Source organism: Flexithrix dorotheae DSM 6795, from assembly GCF_000379765.1.
In the GTDB taxonomy this organism is placed as follows: domain Bacteria; phylum Bacteroidota; class Bacteroidia; order Cytophagales; family Flammeovirgaceae; genus Flexithrix; species Flexithrix dorotheae.
In genome coordinates, this window is sequence record NZ_KB903432.1 from 203,676 (window position 1) to 226,684 (window position 23,009).

The window sequence follows — 23,009 nt, forward strand, 5'->3', positions numbered from 1 at the left end:
AAGATAAAGGGGTTAGGTTTGTGCCTAACCCTATTTTTTTATTCTTAAGGCAATTGCCCCTTCATACTCCGGACTTTTTAGCCTCACTACTTTTCCTCTACTTTCAAGAACTTCATTTTTTATGATTACGCCTGAGGTTACATTTACCCAGTCTGTGGAATATTTTCCCTTGGGTAACTCCAGTTGAAGTTCACATGAATTCCCCAATTCCAGATAAATTGCATATTGTTTTCCCGGTTCCGACAGAGTTTTAGCAATGACACCCGGAGCAAACTTAATAGTAGTATGATCAGGTTTTAATCTAATAAATTCAAAACTGCCTATAAAATCTTTAAGCACTTTAAGCTCTTTCCGCAGATTTTTGCTTCCCCCTCCCGGGGCTTCATTTACCATGGAACCATCTTCCTTTCCCGCAAAAAAAGAATAATCCAGATTATTAAAAATACCTCCGCCTGACATGATAAAATTCCAGGCTTGTTTTCTATAAACATCATCTTCCGAACCAGAAAAGCCTGATTCATCATAACTCAACACTTTGTTGTATCCATAATTCCAATTTACTGCATCAGGCCAGGCATAGTGAAAATTTATTATGGAAATATTGGGCTCAACTTCTTTTAGAGGATATTTAAAATTACAGAAATTTTGAGCGATAATGTGCTTTTTAGGTAAGGTGGATTCGGTTTCTTTTACTACAGCAGCAATGTTTTTTTGCCATTCCAAAGATGCTTCAGAGGCTAAATCTACCCGTCTTTTCCAGTCCTGGTCGGATTTTTTATCAAATGGATTGATATAATAACCAGTCGCTTTTTGATCGGACCAGGGTTCGTTTTGAATTTCAAAGAAAATATTATCAAATTCATTTACTTCCTTTACAATTTTACTCACCATTTTCTGCTGATAATCAGCTTTTTTCCCATTATCAGGCGTATGCACAGTTTTATAATCTTTGTGGTTAATTCCATTCACATTATTTTCCGGATGAAGGGGAGAAATTTCCCAACCTGATTCCCGATAAATTGAACTAAAAAAAGTGATTTCAACAATCACATTATTGGCTTCAGCAGTTTTAAGAAAATCTTTTAGCCGGTTGAAATACTGCTCATCCCATTGGTCCAAATCAAATTTATTCCCACCATTGGCATAGCCCGGAGTTCCACTTCTTTTCCATGGGGTAATGACCCTGTTTGGTTTTGGGGCGAGGGTATTGTTTTTAATATTAAAAGCACCGGGTTCTTCCACATATACTCCGGTAAAAATTCGGGTATAGTTCATGCCTTCATCTCCCAAGGTTTTAAGGTAAGTTTCATAATCGAAATCCAGATTAAGCACAGCTCCGTAATGTTCGGCTGAGGTAATTAAAATTACCGGTTGATTCTTGTAATTCAGATAGTGCGGATTTTCAGGATTTAATTCCACAGTTTGAGCGGTAATTTGAAATGAAGCAAAAATGAAAAAGAGAAAAAAGGTAAATAATCTCATGCTGAATAATAATTATTTTTAAGGGAATTAATGAAATTTTATGAGATGGTATCTTATTGATTTTTAGAAAAATAAAGATTTAAACCAGGTTAATAATGTTTGGGGAAGTTAAATAAATATTTTAGTTTTTTTTATTCCTTTAAAGAATTTTATGAGGGTTTTGGACTACCTGGTTGTCTCTTTTAAAGTATGATCCATAATAGGATAGTTTAATTTTTACGGTGCAACATTCCAATCATCTTATTTTAGAAAATGAAAATTTTCCCCAAACATTTCTTCATTGTTTTTATTTTGCTTGTGGTAATTTCATGTGCGAAGGAAAAACCTGCAGCTACAACCCATGCAAATGAACCAGTGAACCCCAATCTTTCGGAAGAGGCCAGATCGGTATTGTCTTTTTTATATCAGATAAAGGGTGAAAAGATACTTACAGGCCAGCACAATTATGGTCACGAGCTGTTACGATCGACTGATTCTGTAAAATATTTTACGGGAAAATTGCCGGCAGTTTGGGGTTCAGATTTATTAGGTTATGATTTTGGAAGTAAGAATGTAAGGCAAGACGTAGTTGAGGAGGCTATTAGGCAACACCAAAAAGGAAGTATAATTACCTTGATGTACCATCAGGTAAAGCCCTTTGATCATGATTCACTGGGTTTTCAGAAAAGTGTGAAAGGGAGGGTGACAGATGATGAATGGAAGCAAATTGTTACTCCGGGAACTGAATATTACCAAATGTGGGAACAAAAAGTAGATAGTATTGCAGGTTATCTCAAGCAGTTAAAAGATGCCAAAGTACCTGTTTTGTGGAGACCCTACCACGAAATGAATGGAATTTGGTTTTGGTATGGCAATCGTCCTGGAGAGGAGGGATATCAAAAACTTTGGAAAATGATGTATGACCGATACGTGCATCATCATCAGTTAAATAACCTGATTTGGGTTTGGAATCCAAACGCGCCACGGGATTTGGAAAATGATGAAGCTTATGCTTATGCAGATTTTTTCCCTGGTCTTGACTATGTAGATATTCTGGCAGCGGATATTTATCATAATGATTACCGCCAATCCCACCATGATGAACTGGTTGAACTTGGGGAAGGTAAATTAATTGCAATTGGGGAATGTGGAAAATTACCCACCGCTGAAATTTTGGAAAAACAACCTGAATGGGTCTGGTTTATGGACTGGGCCAGATACATCTGGACAGCAAATGATCCGGATTCTGTTAAATTGCTTTACGACAATCCAAGGTGTATGAGTTTTGAAGAATTGAAAACCCATTATCCCAAAGCAGAGTAAAACGGAAATAAATTAACCTTGATCGATATCATGAAAATATTACTTTTGGGATTATTATGCCTAAATATTCAGGCATGTACCCAAGTGAAATCCAATCAGAAAGAAGAAGCCTTATTACCTAAAAACCAAGAACTTACTCAACAAATCATCCTTGTAGAAACTGAGGGTTGGAATAATTTTAAGGCCTCAATGACTTTATTGGAAAAGCATGAAAATGGCTGGATTGAGGCTGGGCGTTTCAAGGCAGTAATCGGGAAAAAGGGATTTGGGATAGGGAAGGGCAAAACCAGGCAATTTGACCATAATTACATACAAAAAGTGGAAGGAGATGGGAAATCTCCTGCTGGAATTTTTTCTTTAGGCCAGCTTATGGGATATGCGCCTGAAACTGATGAAAAAGTCCATTGGGATTACAGGACATTAACTAAAAATGATTTGGGAATTGATGATCCGGCTTCGCTTTTCTACAATCAGGTGATTGATACAACTGAGGTAAAAGCTACTGATTTTAAATCATTTGAAACCATGCGGAGGAAGGACAATCAATACAAATGGCTTTATGAAATCAATCATAACAGGGAAAACATCCCCGGAATGGGTAGTTTGATTTTTTTACATATCTGGAAAAATGAAAAAACAGGCACTGCAGGCTGCACTGCCATCTCAGAGGAAAATTTTAAAATATTGAGACACTGGCTTGATCAGAAAAAAAATCCTGTAATAATTCAGGGTCCAAAAGAATTGAAAGCTCATTTGTTACAGGATTTTATTAATTAAAAACTTTAGGCAATTCCATTATTGTGAGTCAGGATAATTGGTTTATTATCGGTTACCACCAGCGTATGTTCATGTTGAGCCACAAAACTGCCATCTTCTGTAAATAAGGTCCATCCATCCTTTGCTGTCCTCACATATCTCGATTTTGTGGAAATAAAAGTTTCAAGAGCTATTACACTGTTTTTTCTGAACCGTTCCAGATTGAATCGGTCTTTATAACAGGGCAATTCTTTGGGGGAATCATGCAGTTTTTTTCCAATTCCATGTCCTGTAAGGTTTTTAATCGTGGTAAATCCCCTTTTTTTGGCTTCCTTTTCAATAAATCCACCGATAGCAGAAATTTTCACACCTCCTTTTATTCTACCAATGGCTGCCAATAAAATATCCTGGGAAGCAGCTACCAGAGGATTTAAGTTATTAATATCTTTCCCAATAACAAAGGAGCCTCCATTATCTCCATAAAAACCATTTAGTTCAGCTGAGACATCAATATTCACCAAATCGCCTTCTTTCAGGATGACATGGCTGGAGGGAATGCCATGGGCTGCCTCATTGTTCACACTGATACAATTCCATCCTGGGAAATTATATTCTTTTTTTGGTGCCGGATTGGCTCCGTAACTATTCAGGATCTGATAACCATATTCATCTATTTCCAGAGTGGAAACCCCAGGCTTGGCAAACTCCCGCATTTTAGATAGTGCTTCACCCACTACCTCAGAAGCTTTTTTCATCCCGTCTAAATCCTGTGCTGATTTTATTGACATAATTTTTAATATGTTGATTTTAAATTAAAGTTCTATAGCTAAATTATTAAACCCACTGAAATGGCCTTACTTTTTTCCTTTGGTAAAATTTTTTACTTATTGTACTAGCCAGCTTCCTTTTCCTCTACCTTAACATCAAATCCTGCTGTAAGAATTTCTCCATCTATTTTTACCTGAACCCAAATGCGATAATCCCCTGCTTTTGGGAATGCATAAGGAAAAGAAACCTTATTGCTCAGTCCTTTTTCATTCATCAGTTTCAGGATATCATCCCGCATGGTGGTCACCTGGTTCTGATCCAATAATCCCAGGGACCGCACATCATAGTTGGTTGAATCAAGTGTAAGGCATAAAGAAACTTCATCTCCTACTTTTCCGGCTATAGCTTCCTGAGCAGCCATGGAAATGGTCCCAATTGGATGTAAATGGATAAAAACAGAAGCATCCTGCTTAAATACTACAGAATGCCCGAGCATTCCCAAATAAGGTTCTAAAACCACTGGCATTCCATTTTCCCTTTCAAAAGAAAATTTTAATGATTCGATCTGATCTACCTTAAATTTTTTATCAATTGAATTTTCCCACTTCACTTTTATTCCATTATCTAAAATCTGGACTTGCCCTTTTGGTTTTGAATATTCATACCAGGTATCATCAGCATCAATGGGAAGTTCATTTTCTTTCATTTCAGTTACCAGCCCTATTCCCGCATTTTGTGGTTCACCCTGAATTTCGAATTCAGAAACCAACGTTTCACTTAAGCCACTTAAATGAACAATATCGGCAAAAGCGTGATAATTCCCAGCTGGTAAATCGGGAAGAACTACATCATAAGTTACCGAATCAACTTTTAGCGGATGAAGATGGGCAAAGGACTTTCCCTCATCCTGATTAATCAAAAACAAATGCATGAGTTTTCCATGGTCAGGTACTAAATCACCCGCTTTTCTATCCCAATGTCCCTTATCATCAAGATGAATAGTTAATTTGTTTTTATGATCAATTGCTGTGATTTCTGTATTGATTCCAACAGGCTGATACATGTACCGCTGATATTTATTTTCCTCACTATTCCACCAACCTGCCCCAAAATAAATAGTTCCGCCCAATAAAAGGGCAGCCAAACACCCAATTAAAATTGATTTTACCCTTTTTTTACTAGTGAGTTTTTCTCCCGGTTTTAGCATACCTTCTCCTGCACTGGCCCCAACAATTGTGGCACCACCAATAAATAAAATGGCCCCTAAAATGATTAGCAAAATTTCCAGTTCGGATTCCATCTCTAACTGGGCAGAAGCCAATGCTGGAACGGGAATAACTGTAGATCCGGTTCCCTTATTTCCTTCTACAATAATTTTCACACTGGCTGAGCCATGACTCATCAGCCAAAGCTGGCCTGTAAATAATTCATCATCTCCAGGAACTTTTTCGGTTGGATCTGCTGAAGGAGCCTTCTCATCTCCATATCGGTAATATACAGCCTGTAAAAATACTTCCCTGGCTTCTTTATCCATTACCCTGACAGAAACCTGAGCTGTGCCTGGGACCACTTCAGGAGGTAATATACTGACTAAAACTGGATATTCTCCTGCACTTCCCTCAAATACGATGTTAGGACTTCCAATATGAGCAGCATTTAAAAAGTAAATGGCCAATAATATTGGGTAAATTAATATTTTCCGCATGTTTTTCTGTGGAATTATTGAAAGAATTTTTTTGATTATCGCTGTACTTTGCTCATCCAGTTACCCCACCAGCAGCCGATACGGGAAAAAATTACGGATAAGGTAGCAGCCACAACCAATCCAATGATCAGGGTCAGGTTGCTATCCTCCAGCCAGGGGTAAAATGCATATCTGTGTTCCCAATCAGGATTCCAGTTGTATCCTAAAGCATCACCAGCAAAAAACCAATTAGCAGCGTAAGGAGTAAACATAAATTCGGCAAAAAACCATTGTGTGATTAAAAAACTGAAAAAGAAAACCAAACCAATTATTAAAGCTGCCCACCAGTCATTTACGGCTTGTTTATTTATTTTTTGAAAGGATAAGTCTATAAAAAAGCATGGAACGATTAATAAAAGGGGAAACTTGTAAGGTACATAATGGGTAATCTGGTTAATGATTGGACCTAGTTTTGGTTCGGCAGGGAATAATGGTAAAACCCACAGCATGAACATGTTAATTCCCATATAAAATGCTGCTGCTGTGGTAGCTGGCCATTTTAATTTGGAAGCTTTAGAGGCTGCTACCAAAATCAGGGGAAAAATTACACAGCCAATTTTGTAATAAATAGAGGCATGTGCATAATTTGGGTTTAAATATTCCGAAGACAAAATGAACAGGATAGCCAGCAACATGCCTACTGTGTAAATATACAAAATCCTGGAAAGCTGAATTTTACCTTCCATTTCAGGAGTGTCTTTTTTCGAATATTGTAGCCGGTTCTGGTAGGTTAACAATTGCATTACCCCACCAAGTTGAACCATTACCATTCCAAGGGCCAACACAGCATGAGGCGGGCTTAAAATTTTCACATCCAGTCCGTAGGCATTGTGCCACCAGTCATCAAAAGGGGCGGAAGTCATCATGGCCAAAGCTCCCCAAACCAAAAAGAGGGCACTTAGAGGAGATCGGAAACCCCAAAACCAGACAGAAGCAGCTCTTTCTTCTTTAGTGCCAAAAAATGTAGTTTTAATCATCAGATAACCTCCACCAAACCCTGCCAAAATACCTCCAATATACATGAGGATATGGGGCGGAGAAAAAAGTCCGTCACGGCCAATACTTATGTGCCAGGAAATATCCCAGATTAATCCAGTGATAATACAGGTAGTGGCAATCACCGCTGAATAAATATACCAGGGCATATGATATTTCCCCAGTGAAACATTCTCTTGTTTATTTTCGGGTTGAGTTATACTGGCTTCCATTGGTTACTCTTGTACTGTTTTTTAAATTTAGGAAAAATCCACTTAAAACAGTGCGAATTCTAATACAATAAGATTTTATACTGTAAATAAAGAAATGAGGAAAAATAAATTTTAGTTGTTTGCAGCTTCTTTTTCTGCAAAATTTTTGAACAAGTCGAGGTATTCCTGAGATTGTTTTTTAAATGCTCCGGGCATGAAAAATCCAAATAGCTTCATCATTAAACCGGTGAACTGAAATTCATTTTCTGCTATGTATTTTGTTTTATTACCTTCAATAGGAATAAATTTATTGCTTACTTTATTAAAAACGCCTTTGGTTTCGTAAGTTCCCGTAAATTCCTGTGGCAGATTTCGGGTAATTATGGTTTCAATCATCTCGATTTCCCGCTTTCCCATCATGTATTTTAACCTCGATTTTGCTCCTGGCTGGCCATAATCTCCGCTAATGTGCTCAAAACTTTGAAGACCGGGCTGCCATTTTTTTAAATTGTCGGGATTATCAAATAGGGAAATGACTTTTTCGATGGGTACTTCTATGATTACTTCATTGGTGTAGTGCATGGTTTTTCATTTGAAGCCAGGGAAAATTTCTATTCAATATAAAAATTTCCCCTGGTTTATTGAAAACTATGGGGGAGATATCTGAAATAACACAGGAAAACTTCGATCAAACAAAAACTTTTTCCCTAGTTTGGGAAAAAGTTTGACTCAGTATCCACACAACCATCACTTACAATCTGGATGTTGTCTATCATACCTGAATCATCGAAAGAACCAAAACCAATTGCTCCTTCTCCAAATTTAGCATTGGTGGCTGTCATGATTGGGGTTTCCATATCCTTAAAGTAAATTTCGATTTTACCCGATTCCACTTCTCTCACTACCCGAACATGATTCCAGTCTTCATTTTTGCCCCAATCATTTCCTTCATTGGTTTTGGTAGAAATCTTTGTTCTGGGCGCCCCATCAACTATAAATATATTATTGGCATGATCATCAGTTTTGGTGGCTATATGTACATAATAGAAATGGGCAGGATCCTGAAATCCAAAAAATATGCACATATCCCGGTGACCGTATTCTTTACCTGTTTGTCTTAAGTCCACATCAAGTGTGAAGTTTTTGAACTTTTTCTCTTTTATCAATCCAATCGTATGAGGAGATCTGTGAGGAGGTTTATAACCTTCACTTTTTCCGGTAAATTCGAGTGCATATCCTTTTTTTCCTTCCGATAACAACCATTTTTCCGGCTGGGAAAATTCAAAGTCATTAAGGGATTTTTTTGATTTAAAGTTTTGCTTGTAACATACTGAACTTTTATCTCCAGTAAAGGAAAGCGCTAAGATGAGGGCAACACCCCAAAAAAAGATTTTAGTTAATTTGTTAGAATTCATTTTTATATTTTTAAATTATGATGTAAAAAATTAGCTTCTGTTCAAAAAGAGGTTTACGGTTATTCAGGTGTATACTAGAAAAAAAGCTACCTATTCAAAAGACACCAACTATTCTGTAGAGTTATCATTTTTTTGAACAAAGTATCTTAAAAATTAGTTAAGTCGGAAAGTTAACCTTTAAAAAAGTGTTTAAGGCTCAATTGTATTCGAATTTATTGCCGAACTAATACATTTATTATTTGAATAGATAGAATTAACCCTTAAACTTGTATCTTCATTCTACCTTTAGTACAACTAACAGTTTTAAATCTTTAATTATTAATCATTGCAATCATGTTTAAAGCACTAAAATTCTCATTTGTCGCCCTTATTTCAATTTTTGTAATTGCCTGTAGTGGCAAAAAAAGTGGAGAAACCACTGAGGAAGCCCCTGCAGCAGCTGAAATGGTGGAAGAAAAGGATGCTTCTTCACTTGTAGATGGGACTTATGCATTCGATACTGAAAATAGTAAGGTAAATTGGCATGCAACGAAAATTACCGGAGAACATAATGGTACTGTGGATTTATCAGAAGGTTCTTTCACTGTTTCTAACGGAAGTATCTCATCTGGTACAATCCAATTAGATTTAAATTCTATTTATGTAATCGATTTGGAGGGAAAAGAAGAGATGCAAACCAAATTAACCAATCACTTGAAGTCTGCGGATTTCTTTAATGTAGAATTAAGCCCGGTAGCTACTTTAGAAATTACTTCTGTTGAAAAAAGTGCCGAAGCAGATGCTACCCATACTTTAAATGGTACGCTTACTATTAAGGAGATTAAAAAAGAAGTTGCTATTCCGGCAACTATTTCTCAAGAAGGTGATGCGATTAAAACCTCAGCAAAATTTAAATTAGACAGAACAAAATGGGATATGATGTTCCATTCAGGTTTCGAGCAGTGGGGTGATAAAACCATCAATGATGAGTTTGATGTAGAATTTGATTTAACTGCTTCAAAAACAGCGATGTAATTTGAAGGAAGTTTTAAATACAATTTCGAAAAGCCTTTTCAGATTTCCTGAAAAGGCTTTTTTTATTCCTTTGAATTATTTCGCACTTTTTAGACTAGTGAATTGTTCCCCAAAAGTATTTGTTTACCACAGAAGGTAAATTAGCTGTATTTTTGGGAATTTTCTGCTTATAACGGATTGCAGTGCCTTATACCCAAAAGAGGAAATTTTTAACTAAAACTATAATTCATAATGACCCAATCTAATTTTTTCAAATCCTCAATTGCCCTGATAATAACAAGTTTGTTGGTGGCATTTAACCAACCAGATATTCCTGCATCCACCACAGAAGCAATAGCCTTTGCAGATGGTACTTATGAATTTGCATCGGGAAGTAAAATAAACTGGAAAGCGGCAAAAATCACCGGAAAACACAATGGTACTATTGATATAGCCTCAGGTGAATTTAAAATGGAAAATGGATTAGTTACTTCCGGAAATATTACAATTAACCTGAAAACCATTTATGTAGAAGATTTAAAAGACAATCCTAAAAGTCAGAAAAAACTTACCGGTCATTTAAAATCTACTGATTTTTTTGGTGTTGAAATTAGTCCGACTGCTGAGTTTGTAATTACCAGCTCCACCAAGGGTGGGGAGAATGGCGCAACCCATACTTTAAATGGAACTTTAACGATCAAAAAGATCACCAAGGAAATTTCTATTCCCGTAAAAATTTCTGAGGAGGGAAGTAATATCAAAACTTCTGCTGAATTCAGGCTGGACCGAACCAACTGGGATATGATGTTTCACTCTGGTTTGGAAAAATGGGGAGATAAGGCCATTGACGATGAGTTCGATGTTTCTTTCGATTTAGTTTCCAAAAAATCAGCATCTTAAGCATATTCAGTTATCAGAAAATTGGAGCAATGGTTTTCGAATCATTGCTTTTTTTATTTCTAATTTGTTAAATTAAAATCAAAAATTTCTTTGCAGATGACATTTGAAAGTTTCCGTAGCTACTGCCTGGCAAAAAAGGGGGTTACAGAAGATTATCCTTTTAAGGGAGAGTCTGTTTGGATGAAAGTAATGGGTAAAATGTTTGCCCTGGCCAATGTGGAGGAATTTAAAATGGGGCAGGAACTCGTACCCCCATTTCATTTTATCAACCTGAAATGTGAACCCGAAAAAGCCATTGAGTTACGGGAAAAATACCCGGCAATTCAGCCAGGCTGGCACCAAAGTAAAAAACACTGGAATTCTCTTTATATGGATGGTTCTTTAAGTGATGTTTTGATAAAGGCGTTAATTGATCATTCTTATGAAATAGTAGTGGCCGGAATGCCGAAAAAAACACAAGATGAGCTTAAAAACAAGTGAAAATTTTCTACTGTAAAAAGGTAATTTGGCAAGAAATAGTTAATTTTATAGAGCAACTTACTGGCAATATAAGTTCAAGAACTGATTTTATTGAGCAATGGAGCAAATACCTGTGTTTTTAAGAATTGCTCCTGTTGTTTACCTACCTGAAAAGCATACATTAAATTTTTTACTAACGATCAGGAAATGAGGCTTTCCGTTTCATTTCCCCTGATTTTGAAAACTTATTTAACCAAAAAAGTAACAGAAGATGAAGAAAATTCTTTTTTTAACTGGTGATTTTGCTGAGGATTATGAAACCATGGTTCCTTTCCAAATGCTGGAAATGGTGGGCTATGAAGTTCATGCAGTTTGCCCCGACAAGAAAAAAGGGGAATTTATCAAAACAGCCATTCACGATTTTGAAGGAGACCAGACCTATACCGAAAAACCAGGTCACCTTTTCCAACTCAATTATAATTTTATTGATGTAGATTATGATGATTATGTAGGGTTGGTGATTGCCGGAGGAAGGGCGCCTGAATATTTGAGACTTAATAATGGCGTAATTGAATTGGTGCAGCATTTCTTCAAAAATAACATTCCGGTGGCAGCGGTTTGCCATGGTATCCAGATTCTCACCGCAGCCAATGTGGTGAAAGACAGAAAACTCACCTGTTATCCAGCGGTTGCTCCGGAAGTGACTTTGGCAGGGGGAAAATATGTGGAAGTGGAGGTTAACGGAGCAGTGGTAGATGGCAATTTAGTGACCTCACCTGCCTGGCCGGGACATGCGAATTTTATTAGGGAATTTTTAGAAGTATTGGGTGCAAAAATTGAGATTTAGAAAAAGACTCTAATTTGGATGATTAACTTAATTAACCGGCTACAGCTTGATTGTGGTCGGTTTTTTTATTAAAATGACTACGGCATCTTAAATTTTTTCTTTTTAATTACCCGATCTAAAATCTTTTTCTTGGTTTCAAGCTCCCTTAAATGAGAGGAATGACTATCTAAAAAAAGATTAGCTTCTTGAATATTTTTGAAAAACCCTGAATATTTTAGGTTGAAATGAATGATCAGCTTATAAATAAATGTTTGAGCATAAAAACATGCTACTAATGGATTTAATTCTTTATCTCCTTCATGAACATATTCATTTCGAAATAATCTTAAACATTCTAATATTTGTTTATGATGTGCCTTGACATCTTCATTAAACATTGAAATACATCTATTCATTAAAATATCATTATTGTCAGTGTTAGTTAATATTTCAAGTACTGTCCAAGATTTAAGAAAGCAAATAAATTTATTCTTTTCATCAAATGCGTTTACATAATAATTTAAGGCCAAGCCTAATTTTTCTTGATGTTTTGGGTTGCAATTTTGGAAATTAAAAATTAACCATTTGATGTTTTTTTTAATTTCTTGCTTCTTTTTCTTATCTAAAATTAATATTTTCCTTTCTTTAAAATCAGGAAAATACCAGCAAGTACTATTTGGAGCTAAATTTCCATCTTCTTCATGAATTGTGGTTACATTCCCTTGAATTACTTTATTAATAGGATCTAACGAATTATTTCCTTTTCTGATTTCTATTGTGGAATTGAGGAGTAAGCATAAAAAGGAACGAAAAATTTCTAAAGCATAATTAGCTTTTTGAAATGCATCATCATGGTTCTTTGAACTAACATGAATGGATAGTTTTGAATAGTTATTGTCACTTAAAAAATGAGACTTTTTTAAACCTTCATTTCTATATTTTAAAAACTTATTAGGAAAACTTTTTCCATGAATTCGGATTGTACTATTTGCAACTTCAAGTTTTCTAAAAGGAAGGTTTGTAATGGAAATTGAAGTTAATATGTAAAAGGATTTTATTTTTCTAAGATTATGTTTCGTTATTTGTTGATTTAATTCATTAATAAAATAGGTTTTTTCGAAATTTTGATTTTTCACAATCATTTCAAAAGTTTTATTCAGAATCTTTTTTTTCGAATCGGAACTTAACGTGTTACCTAAGTCTAAAATCACTAGAAATTGCCAAAATAATTTTTCATATTCAAAGAGATTATAGTTCACATTAAATTTATCATCAATTGATGAAATAATTCGCAGTCTGTTTAACAGAATTTCGATATTTTGTTTTTTTTCGAACTTTATTTTGGCGACCATTTAATAAAAATAGGTAAAGTTTCATAATCACAAACATATTAAATATTTTCCAATGACACTATAAATTAAACCACCGTGCTATTTTTTGTAAATATGAAACTAATCCCATTAATTTTCCTCTTCCTCTTTTCCTGCCAAAATACCTCTGAACCTGACCAACCAATATCGATTAATACGGTAAATGGTCAAATTCCAGTAGAGGATTTGGGTTTTGCATTGCCTCATGAGCATGTAATGTCCAACTTTGGGGCGGCTATAGAAAAAGCGGATAGTTATGATGAAGCTAAATTATTTGCTCAGGTGGTTCCTTATCTTAAAGAAGTGAATAGGTTAGGTGTAAAATCTATTTTTGATTGTACAGCGGCTTATTTTGGCAGAAATGTAAAACTTTTAAAGGTACTCTCAGATTCCTCAGGCATGCAAATTATTACCAATACGGGGATTTATGGGGCTGCCAATGACAAGTATATTCCCCAATTTGCCTTCGAAAAGTCAGCTGAAGAAATTGCCAAAATCTGGATTGATGAATTTGAAAAGGGTATTGAGGGTACTGGAGTAAAACCCGGATTTATCAAACTGGCCTTTGATGATGGAACTCCTTCCGAAATTGATCTGAAATTATTCGAAGCAGGAGCCATAACGCATTTGGCAACCGGATTAACCATGGCCGTACACACCGGAAATAACCCTGAAGCAGTGACCAGGCAATTAGCCATTTTGGAAAAATACCAAATCCATACTTCTGCCTGGATTTGGGTACATGCCAATAAAACGGAAAATTCTGCTGTAATAATTGAAACAGCAAAAAAAGGTGCCTGGATTTCCCTGGATGGAGTAAAAGCTGATTCAGAAACATTGAATCATCACCTTAAATTATTGAAGGATTTAAAAGCAGAGGGATTATTGGCTAATGTGCTAATCTCACACGATGGCAATTCCTTTCCCCGGGGTAAAGCTATCCGTCCTTATGATGCCATTTCCAAAGTTTTCCTAAAAGCTCTGGTGGAAAATGGGTTTTCTCAGGATGAAATAAATTTGCTCACTCAAAAAAATCCGCAGGAAGCTTTTGGGATTCGTATTAGAAAAGTAAAACAATGATATTCAGTTATTTAATTTCTATTCTCTATTTGATTAATTTTTCGTTCTCTCAGGATATTAAGCAGGAAGATTTATGTACTCAAATAAAAAGTAAGGGAAAGCAATTTTCAGGAGATATCATCACCATAAAGCTTTCTGAAATGGAGCTTTTTACTCAGGAATTTGTTCCAGTTGATGCCAGGATTTTAGATGCTTACATTAAAGAGGATTCCTCATTTAAAATTAACCAGAATACAACCGGAGAACTGGATTACTATCATTATGGATATATAGAACAGGAGGACTTTTGCCTATTATTAGTCTATGAATATTTTGTAGCCAGCCATTCTGAAAACAAGTTGTTTTTGTTGGTTTTTAATAAAAGCGAGGTATTGGAAAGTGTATTGAAAGTGGCAGAACTCACTTATAAACTGGATGAAAAATACGAAGAATCCAGTGTTTTCTCCAACGACTATTTTAAATCAGAAATCATAAAAAAGGAAAGAATTCAGGATGATGGTCCTTCAAATAACTACAAAGAAACCACCATCTTAAATTCCTATCATATTGAAAATTTTCATTTTACCGAATTACTTTCTTCCGATACCACTTCCATTGTTGTAACAAATTGAAATAATGGTTTTAAGCAATAATTTTCTTTACTACATGCCCATGGACATCTGTCAGTCGGAAATTTCTCCCCTGAAAAGGATAAGTCAATTTTTCATGATCAATGCCTAATAAATGCAGCATTGTAGCTTGCAAATCATGTACATGTACCCGATCCTTTACACCGTAATAACCAATTTCATCAGTTTCTCCAAAAGAAAACCCTTTCTTCAACCCTCCACCAGCCATCCACATGGTGAATGCTTCGGAATGGTGGTCCCTTCCGTAAAACTTCCATTCTTTGCCTCCCCTGTTTTCCTGCATGGGCGTTCTTCCAAATTCACCTCCCCAAACCACGAGCGTTTCATCTAATAGGCCCCTCTGTTTTAAATCTTTTAATAAAGCGGCTATTGGTTGGTCCACATCCCGGCACCGGTCTCTAAATCCATCGGTTAGGGAAACATCTTTTCCAGTTCCGTGCGTATCCCAACCCCAATCGTAAAGTTGAATAAAGCGAACTCCTTTTTCTGCTAATCTTCTGGCCAACAGACAATTATTGGCAAAAGCTGATTCTCCTGGCTTGGTACCATACATTTTATGGATATATTCAGGTTCCTGGGAGATATCCATGGCATCGGGTACGGAAACCTGCATTTTAAAAGCCATTTCATATTGGGCTACTCTGGAGAGTATCTCCGGGTCACCGAATTCCTTGTATTGCTCCTCATTCATGGCACTGATGGCATCCAAAGACTTTCTTCTAATGTCTCTGCTTACGCCATTAGGATTTGACACATATAAAATGGGATCACCTTTGCTTCTACATTGCACTCCCTGATATTCCGAAGGCAAAAAGCCACTTCCCCAGGCATTTTTGCCAGCACTTGGTGTTTTTCCTCCTGAAACCAAAACCATAAAACCGGGTAAATCTTCATTTTCCGAACCCAATCCGTAAGTTACCCAGGCACCCATACTTGGCCTACCCACTCTGGGACTGCCGGTTTGTAATAATAATTGAGCCGGAGCATGATTGAATTCATCGGTATGAACTGCCTTCAACAAAGTCATATCATCTACCATATTGGCCAGATAAGGCAAATTATCCGAGACATAAGTACCGGATTGTCCGAATTGCTGGAATTCGGCCATTGGTCCCAACATTTTGGGAACTCCCTGAATGAAGGCAAACCTTTTTCCCTCCAAAAGTGATTGAGGACATTCCTTTCCGTGCAATTCTTTGAGCTTAGGCTTATAATCGAATAACTCTAGTTGAGAAGGTCCACCAGCCATATGCAGGTAAATTACCCGTTTGGCTTTAGGGACAAAATTGGGGAAAGTATCAAATCCTGTGTTGACTTTAGTTTTGCCGAATACGTCTCCTGAACCAAATAGTGAACTTAAAGCCAGGCCTCCCAAACCTGCCATACTTTGTTTCAGAAAATATCTTCTGGTATTGAGTTGTAGATGTTTCTGTTTGGCTTCTTCAAATAATTTCATTTTTGTTTAATATTTTAAGTGGCGCAAAGGCCTGATTTTCTATAGTTTATTTTTTATGCTTTGGTTAGCTTTTTACAATCACTTCATCCAGGTTCATCAGAGAATTGGCTACAATGATGAGTGCTGCCAATTGGATATCATCTGTTCCAGTCACAATTTTGGCTTCCTCATTATTTTCCTCATAATACTGGTAAGTTTCATGGAATAAGGTTTCTAAAATTTGACTTTTCTCTTTAGTTAATGGTTTAAACAATAATTTTTGATAACCATGTTCAAGCTGTTCTTTTAATTCTGCGGAAGTGTTTTGCATTTCTTTGGCCAATACCTGAGCCGTTTCGAAATAAACTGAATCATTCAGGGTAACCAATGCCTGAAGTGGTGTGTTTGTTCGGATTCTTCTCGATAGGCAAAATTCCCTATTGGAGGCATCGAAAGTGATAAAAGAAGGGTAGGGGCTCGATCTTCTTAAATAAGTGTACAACCCTCTTCGGTATTTGTCTTCTCCTTCAGAAGTTTTCCAGGAAAGTCCACTATAAACTACCTGCCATACACCTTCAGGTTGCGTAGGCATTACACTTGGGCCATACATTTTATCACTTAGTAATCCTGAAGCCATTAAAGCCTGATCTCTCACTTGCTCTGCTGATAGCCTTACTCTAGGAGCTCTGGCCAGAAAAACATTATTGGGATCTTTTTCCAACAACTCAGGAGATACCGAAGAGGATTGCCGGTAGGTATTGGACATTACGATCAGTTTAACAAGCTTTTTTACACTCCATTGGTAATCATCGGAAAACTTTAAAGCCAGCCAGTCCAGCAATTCGGGATGAGAGGGTGCTTCTCCCTGTGCTCCAAAATCTTCCACAGAACTAATAATTCCTTTTCCGAAAATTTTATTCCAAAACCTGTTGGTAATTACCCTGGAAGTTAAGGGGTTATTTCCATCCACCAGCCATTGGGCAAAGCTTAATCGGTTAGCTGTTTTATTCGCTGGAATGCTGTCAAAAATTCCCGGTACAGCAGGGGTAACCTCCTGTCCGGTCACCATCCAGTTTCCACGCATAAAAACATGGGTTTTTCGCTGAAACTTTTCAGGATTCTCACAAACTATTGCAGTAGATTTCCCACCCTTTTTAATTAGTAGAGAATCTACCATGGCCTGGATGTGCTGATAACCCTCTAAATTTTTCCCTGGTAAACTTTCAGTGAGTAAAATACCATCTACAGTACATTTATATTCATTTTTTTCTCCCTCAAAAACCAAATAAAGATCCGTTGTCTCATTTGATTGTAGAATTTCCGTTCCCGATAAAGTTAAATTTCCCCAACCTCTGGCATAGCCTAATTCAAATTCTCCTATTTTTTCCCCATTTACACTATCTTTTCGTACAACTACTTCTGCTGGCTCCTTATCGTTTCTATAATATTGTAAATAAACCTGAGCGGTTTTACTTAAATCTACATCGGATAACTTTATAAAAGCACCACCCAATACAACCATAAAATCCTGATCTCCTCTGTTTTGAAAACTCACATTATCAAAATCAGAAAAGAGTAGTGGGCGAATCATAGGCTCTTTAGTTCGAATGATTCTTTCCCATTTATTGGATTCTTCTTCATTAGCATTTTTTACAATCCAGCTTTTGATTTCTTCCAAATCAGTAGAGTCTTCTCCTTCAAAAGTTCTTAATTGAGGGAGGTCATGAGGCAGGTCTCCATCAGTAGAGTTATTGAAAAAAGCATAACTGGTATAAAATTCTTCCAGTTTAATGGGATCGTAAGGATGGCTGTGACACTGGACGCAACCCATGGTAATTCCCTGCCAAACTTCCCAGGTAGTATTTACACGATCAATCACTGAGGCCACCCTGAACTCTTCATTATCGGATCCCCCTTCATCATTACTGACAGAATTCCGATGAAAACCAGTGGCTATTAACTGGTCAATACTGGGGTTTGGTAATAAATCCCCAGCCAATTGCTCAATGGTAAACTGATCGAAAGGCATATCACTATTAAAAGCCTTTACTACCCAGTCCCGGTACTGCCAGATACTTCGGTAAGAATCCTTCTCATATCCTCTGGAATCTGCATATCTGGCCAGATCCAGCCACATGCTTGCCCAATGCTCCCCATACTTTGGAGAGTTTAACATCTCATCAGCTAATCTTTCATAATTTTGGTAGGTAGAATCTGCTAAAAAGCGATTAACCTGATCCTGAGTGGGAGGAAGACCAGTTATATCCAGGCTAAGTCTTCTGATTAGCGTATATGGATCAGCAACTTTAGATGGGGTAATTTGATTATCTACCAGTTTCTTCATAACAAACTGATCAATCTCATTTTTAACCCAGGGAGAATCGATTGCAGGAGGCTGTATAGATTTGGGTGGAATGAAAGCCCAGTGCTCCTCCCATTCTGCACCTTGTGCTATCCATTTTTCGATAAGTTCAATTTCTTCTTCTTTCAGTGGTTCAGCTTCCAAAGGCATTCTCAATTCAGGATCATGATGCCTTATACGTTTAATGATCTCACTTTTATTGGGTTCTCCCGGCACAATGGCCATTACTCCGGATTCCGTTTCTTTCAGGGCATTTTCCCGGAACACCATTCCAAACCCGCCTGATTGTTTTACACCTCCATGGCAACTAATACAGTTTTTATTTAAAATAGGCCGGATTTCTTTATTAAAACTAATTTTGTCTTCCTGGCACGAAATAAACTGAAAAAGGAAAACACAACATCCGATAAGGGAAAGTAGTTTGTACCGAATACGCTTCATACTTTATCTGATAGCTTGTTAGTAATTTTAGAAAGCTTGAAGATAGTCTGAATTCCTAAATTGGGCTGGTCTGGCCGTATCAAATACTGTTATATCCGTATCAAATCATCCTTATTTGGCTATAATTCATGGTTTTTTGTAGAATTAAAGCCAATGGCTCTTTTAATCCAATAAAAAAGCACTACCAGGAAAGTAGTGCTTAAAGGTCAGTTTTCTGAGGGAAAAAAGGCTAACTTTTCTTTCCTGACTCTTTCCTCTGCTCTTCTGTAAATGCTAGAGATTCCTTGGAAGGAGCTGCACTTTTTCTGAAATTGGCTATGTTTTTAGACAGGCTGGAATACATCATTCTTGTTTTGGAAACCTCATATGTCATGGCCATTTTAGCACTAAATCCCATAGATTGCCCTTCAGCAATTGCATCCTGATTGGCTCCTAGATAAATAAAGTTCCAGGAATATTTATCCTCCTGGTGCTGGACCATTTTATTAATTTGCTCTTTTTTAAATTCCCTGCTCGCATTTTCAAGCCCATCGGTAATGATGACCAACACAATTCTTTCGGGTCGGTCCTCGGAATTCATACCCCTGTACCTGTTGCCAGTTTCATTGATTAATTTTCCCATAGCATCCAGTAATGGTGTCATGCCTCTTGGTACAAAATTTTCGTCATTAAGATTACCAGCCTTTTTTATAGGTACTTCCCTATAAATGGTATCATAACTTAGTCGCCCGTTATTTTCATCGAAGCTGTATAAAGAAATGGTACATTCTCCATCCAGTTTCTTTTGCTCTTTTAAGAAGGTATTGAACCCACCCATCATGTCCTCTTTTATTGAAGACATTGATCCTGATCTGTCCAGTAAAACTACGATATCGGTATATCCCTTTTTCATATCTATTTTTGAATAGTTAATACATAAAATCCACAATAACAATAAGTACAAAATCTTTCGAATTTCTTACAAATCACTTCGAAAAAAGTGTTAATTTCTTCTCAGTGATGTAACCTTTTTAAAGAAAGAAATTGCTCCGATTTAAAATTTTTTCTCATAAAAGTGAAAAAAAATCAAAGAATATTACATTAATTTAAGTTTTTGGCTTTTTCTTTGCGCCTAAGCTAATAAGCAAAATTTGATGAAAATCGATCCAATTCTTGCCTAACTCTGAATATTTGTTAAATTATTTAAACAGAATATTTAACTCAACCAGCCTTTTACTACATTGCATTAGCTTTTTCAATACCTGCTTTAGATTAAACCATACATACCACACAATAAACTAAAATTAGGACGATTTTTTTACCAAAAAACCCATTACTTATGGATCATTTAGAAGCATTGTCTTTTTTTGATGCAGACACTGAAACTTCACTTGAGGAAATTGAAAACAGGTATAAAAATAAACGAACAACTTTTAATACCCTTCTTTCAAGAACTACTTCCGACCATTTCGAAAAACTCTATACCAACTATATTAATAATATAGATGCGGCACTTGAAGTGCTGAAACTAAAGCAGAAAAAATCTCTTTGGGGAAAACTTTCCCTTTCAAAGTCGGGGGAAGTAGCTGAAAAAATTAAGATAAAAACATTAAAGGATTTCCTTAAACCTGATGGATCATTTGATACTTCCGGCTTAAAAAATTATGGTGAAGAATATTTTAAGTTAGGAAGATTTAAAGATGCCTTTCCGCTATTCCATAAGTTGAATAGCCTTGAACCCTCCAATACTGCTATAAAATTCCGGGTCACAGAATGCAGGATTATTTATGCCGAAATGGAAAAGCTTCGGCTGGAAAAAGAAAAGGAGGAAAAGATCCGATTAGAAAAAGAAAGAAAGGCTGAACTGGAGAGACTGAAAAAGGAAAAAGAAGAAAAAGAAAGGCTTGAAAAGGAAAGACAGGAAAAGGAAAGGCTTGAATTAGAAAGGCTGGCCGAACTGGAAAGACTGGAAAAAGAACGCCAGGCAGAGTTGGAAAGGATAGAGCAGGAACAAAGAGAAGAAGAGGAAAGGCGTAGAAAGGAAGAAGAAGCCCGGTTGGAGCAAGAAAGGAAGGAGGAAGAAGAACGTTTGGAGCGGGAAAGACAGGAAAAAGAAAGACTTGAATTGGAACGTTTGGCCGAGCTGGAAAGACTGGAAAAAGAAAAGCAGGCAGAACTTGAACGCTTAGAACGAGAACAAAAAGAAGAGGAAGAAAGGATAAGGAAAGAAGAAGAAGCCCGGTTAGAAAAAGAAAGAAAAGAGGAAGAGGAAAGACTGGAAAAAGAACGATTAGCCAGGGAAAAGGAAGAACTGGATAAATTGTCGGAACTTCAGAAACTGGAAGATTCTCTTCTTTCAGGAATTGAAGGGGTTGATATGGAAAGTGATTCCCTTGAAGATGGAATTAAAATGAAATCGGAGGAGGAAAACGAGGAAGAAGATCCTTTATTAATGGAATTGAAAAGACTGGAGCAGGAAATAGGAGGAGCTGAGGACAATGAAGGAAATGACAAGGAAATTTCCCTTGATGATACTTTAAAGGAGATTGAGCAACAAGAGAAAGAAAGAGAAGAACAGGACAAAAAAGAGCTGGATTCCTTAGAATCCGAACTACAAAATGAATTTAATGGATTCGAAAGCCTGGAATCATTAACCTTACAAAATGATGAAGAGGATAAGGAAACTTTGGCAAAACCAGAAGATTTAAACCATAATGATCATAATTTTTTTGTAGATGACAAGAAGAATACTAAAAATGGAACTGTATTAAACGGAAAAGCAAATAAGGACTCCAAAGAAAATGTCGGGGATGAAGTTGTGGCAAATGAAAGCTTCTTTCAATCCACAAAGAAGAGAGCCTTATTCCTTATTCTGCTAATTCTTTTTATTTCCCTACAATTTTTTGCTTTCAGTAAAAAATCATCTTTCGGGCTGTTAGCCGGGTTGGGCAATATTTTCAATTCAGAATCCAAAACTTCTGATTTTGAGGATTTAAAAGAAGAAGCCGAACAATTGTATAAGGATGGTAATTTCGTTGAAGCCCTTACAAAATTCGTGATGGCGGCTGAAAAACAGCCTGATAACGAATATATCAAAGACCGAATAGATGTTTGTAAAGTTTTATTGAGCAGACAAAATGAATTGCCGGCTAATGATGATTTTGGAGGAACATCCAACAATCTGGAAACAGAATTTGAAGACGAGAACTGGGATGAGTTGGAAGAGCTTTCCATCACTCAGGAAAACCCTACACCACAGGAACAATTGGCTTCTCAAGTGCAAAATACAAAACCGCAGCCTACACCTCAACAGGAACCAAAAGAATACATCCCGGAAAGGCCTGTAGAAGAGGAGGTGATTCAAGAACCCGCTCCTGGGGCAAACTTAGGTAACATCGGACTAGCTGCCAGTGCCGGGGTAGGATTACAAGTGGAAAACCCTTCAGAATCTGTGATGGAGGAAGTTCAAAGAAAATTGGCTGAAGAGAAGGAATTGATGGATAAAATTTATATTGCGGTAGAGGAAAGACCCAGACCCCAGGGAGGCCTAAAAGCCTTTGGAAATTTTGTGAGAGATAACCTGAATTATCCACAAGAGGCTATAGAAAGAAATATTTCCGGGAGGGTAATTCTACAATTTGCCGTAATGCGAGATGGAACAGTACAAAATGTTCAGGCTATGTCGAATGTAGGATATGGCTGTGAGGATGAGGCTATAAGAGTATTAAAGTTATATCCAAAATGGGTTCCTGGTAAATTAAAAGGAAGGGTCGTAAACTCTCAAATTTCCATTCCAATCCAGTTTAACATCAGGTAAATGACCTGAGAATTTTCAGAAATAAAAAAGTCTCCGGGAAGGTATAATCCAGGAGACTTTTTTA

19 protein-coding genes are annotated in these 23,009 nt (G+C 36.7%); 9 read left to right on the plus strand and 10 right to left on the minus strand.

What is annotated here, in order from left to right; translation table 11 throughout:
- Positions 1-30: 30 nt before the first annotated feature.
- Positions 31-1,482 carry a hypothetical protein gene (locus tag A3EM_RS0108125; protein WP_020527697.1) on the minus strand — a complete coding sequence of 484 codons (1,452 nt, stop codon included), beginning with the start codon at positions 1,480-1,482 and terminating at the stop codon, positions 31-33.
- Positions 1,483-1,734: 252 nt separating this feature from the next.
- Between A3EM_RS0108125 and A3EM_RS0108130 the strand changes: the two genes are divergently transcribed.
- A complete protein-coding gene (locus A3EM_RS0108130) occupies positions 1,735-2,784 on the plus strand; it encodes a glycosyl hydrolase (protein ID WP_020527698.1) in 1,050 nt (349 codons plus the stop codon).
- Between the two features lie 30 nt (positions 2,785-2,814).
- Positions 2,815-3,561, plus strand: a complete 747-nt coding sequence (locus A3EM_RS45625) for a L,D-transpeptidase family protein (RefSeq protein WP_020527699.1) — start codon at positions 2,815-2,817, stop codon at positions 3,559-3,561.
- A gap of 5 nt (positions 3,562-3,566) precedes the next feature.
- On the opposite strand, the gene map is transcribed toward A3EM_RS45625, so the two are convergent.
- From map to A3EM_RS41840, 5 genes are all read right to left on the minus strand, one after another.
- Positions 3,567-4,328: a type I methionyl aminopeptidase gene (map, locus tag A3EM_RS0108140; RefSeq protein WP_020527700.1), complete on the minus strand. Its 762-nt coding sequence runs from the start codon at positions 4,326-4,328 to the stop codon at positions 3,567-3,569.
- Positions 4,329-4,432: 104 nt separating this feature from the next.
- On the minus strand, positions 4,433-6,013 hold the full coding sequence (locus tag A3EM_RS0108145; RefSeq protein WP_020527701.1) for a hypothetical protein: 1,581 nt from the start codon (positions 6,011-6,013) through the stop codon (positions 4,433-4,435).
- Positions 6,014-6,048: 35 nt separating this feature from the next.
- Positions 6,049-7,260 (minus strand): hypothetical protein, encoded by a 1,212-nt coding sequence (locus tag A3EM_RS0108150; RefSeq protein WP_020527702.1) that lies wholly within the window; start codon positions 7,258-7,260, stop codon positions 6,049-6,051.
- A 111-nt stretch (positions 7,261-7,371) separates the two neighbouring features.
- Complete coding sequence (locus tag A3EM_RS0108155; RefSeq protein ID WP_020527703.1) at positions 7,372-7,821, minus strand: SRPBCC family protein; 450 nt, start codon at positions 7,819-7,821, stop codon at positions 7,372-7,374.
- 125 nt (positions 7,822-7,946) lie between these two features.
- Positions 7,947-8,654 (minus strand): hypothetical protein, encoded by a 708-nt coding sequence (locus A3EM_RS41840; RefSeq protein ID WP_020527704.1) that lies wholly within the window; start codon positions 8,652-8,654, stop codon positions 7,947-7,949.
- Between the two features lie 333 nt (positions 8,655-8,987).
- Between A3EM_RS41840 and A3EM_RS41845 the strand changes: the two genes are divergently transcribed.
- The 4 genes from A3EM_RS41845 to A3EM_RS0108195 all read left to right on the plus strand — a co-directional run bounded on the left by A3EM_RS41845 (position 8,988) and on the right by A3EM_RS0108195 (position 11,853).
- Positions 8,988-9,668: a YceI family protein gene (locus tag A3EM_RS41845; RefSeq protein WP_020527705.1), complete on the plus strand. Its 681-nt coding sequence runs from the start codon at positions 8,988-8,990 to the stop codon at positions 9,666-9,668.
- Between the two features lie 231 nt (positions 9,669-9,899).
- The gene (locus A3EM_RS41850) at positions 9,900-10,547 is read left to right on the plus strand and encodes a YceI family protein (protein ID WP_020527706.1); all 648 of its coding nucleotides are present in this window, start codon (positions 9,900-9,902) and stop codon (positions 10,545-10,547) included.
- A gap of 96 nt (positions 10,548-10,643) precedes the next feature.
- A complete protein-coding gene (locus A3EM_RS0108180) occupies positions 10,644-11,027 on the plus strand; it encodes an MmcQ/YjbR family DNA-binding protein (protein WP_020527707.1) in 384 nt (127 codons plus the stop codon).
- Positions 11,028-11,277: 250 nt separating this feature from the next.
- Positions 11,278-11,853: a DJ-1/PfpI family protein gene (locus tag A3EM_RS0108195; RefSeq protein WP_020527709.1), complete on the plus strand. Its 576-nt coding sequence runs from the start codon at positions 11,278-11,280 to the stop codon at positions 11,851-11,853.
- Positions 11,854-11,930: 77 nt separating this feature from the next.
- Here the strand turns inward: A3EM_RS0108195 and A3EM_RS0108200 are convergent, their stop codons facing one another.
- Complete coding sequence (locus A3EM_RS0108200; RefSeq protein ID WP_020527710.1) at positions 11,931-13,184, minus strand: hypothetical protein; 1,254 nt, start codon at positions 13,182-13,184, stop codon at positions 11,931-11,933.
- Positions 13,185-13,277: 93 nt separating this feature from the next.
- Here A3EM_RS0108200 and A3EM_RS0108205 point away from each other — a divergent pair, with 93 nt between their 5' ends.
- Both A3EM_RS0108205 and A3EM_RS0108210 read left to right on the plus strand, forming a co-directional pair.
- Positions 13,278-14,282 (plus strand): phosphotriesterase family protein, encoded by a 1,005-nt coding sequence (locus A3EM_RS0108205; protein WP_020527711.1) that lies wholly within the window; start codon positions 13,278-13,280, stop codon positions 14,280-14,282.
- On the plus strand, positions 14,279-14,893 hold the full coding sequence (locus A3EM_RS0108210; protein WP_020527712.1) for a hypothetical protein: 615 nt from the start codon (positions 14,279-14,281) through the stop codon (positions 14,891-14,893). Before A3EM_RS0108205 ends, A3EM_RS0108210 begins: the two co-directional genes overlap by 4 nt.
- Positions 14,894-14,903: 10 nt before the next feature.
- Here A3EM_RS0108210 and A3EM_RS0108215 read toward each other — a convergent pair whose 3' ends face one another.
- From A3EM_RS0108215 to A3EM_RS0108225, 3 genes are all read right to left on the minus strand, one after another.
- Positions 14,904-16,367 (minus strand): DUF1501 domain-containing protein, encoded by a 1,464-nt coding sequence (locus tag A3EM_RS0108215; protein WP_020527713.1) that lies wholly within the window; start codon positions 16,365-16,367, stop codon positions 14,904-14,906.
- Between the two features lie 64 nt (positions 16,368-16,431).
- Positions 16,432-19,149 carry a DUF1553 domain-containing protein gene (locus A3EM_RS0108220; RefSeq protein ID WP_020527714.1) on the minus strand — a complete coding sequence of 906 codons (2,718 nt, stop codon included), beginning with the start codon at positions 19,147-19,149 and terminating at the stop codon, positions 16,432-16,434.
- A 229-nt stretch (positions 19,150-19,378) separates the two neighbouring features.
- On the minus strand, positions 19,379-20,041 hold the full coding sequence (locus A3EM_RS0108225; protein WP_020527715.1) for a vWA domain-containing protein: 663 nt from the start codon (positions 20,039-20,041) through the stop codon (positions 19,379-19,381).
- A gap of 426 nt (positions 20,042-20,467) precedes the next feature.
- On the opposite strand from A3EM_RS0108225, the gene A3EM_RS45630 reads away from it, so the two are divergent.
- Positions 20,468-22,945 carry an energy transducer TonB gene (locus A3EM_RS45630; protein WP_020527716.1) on the plus strand — a complete coding sequence of 826 codons (2,478 nt, stop codon included), beginning with the start codon at positions 20,468-20,470 and terminating at the stop codon, positions 22,943-22,945.
- The last annotated feature ends 64 nt before the right edge of the window (positions 22,946-23,009 follow it).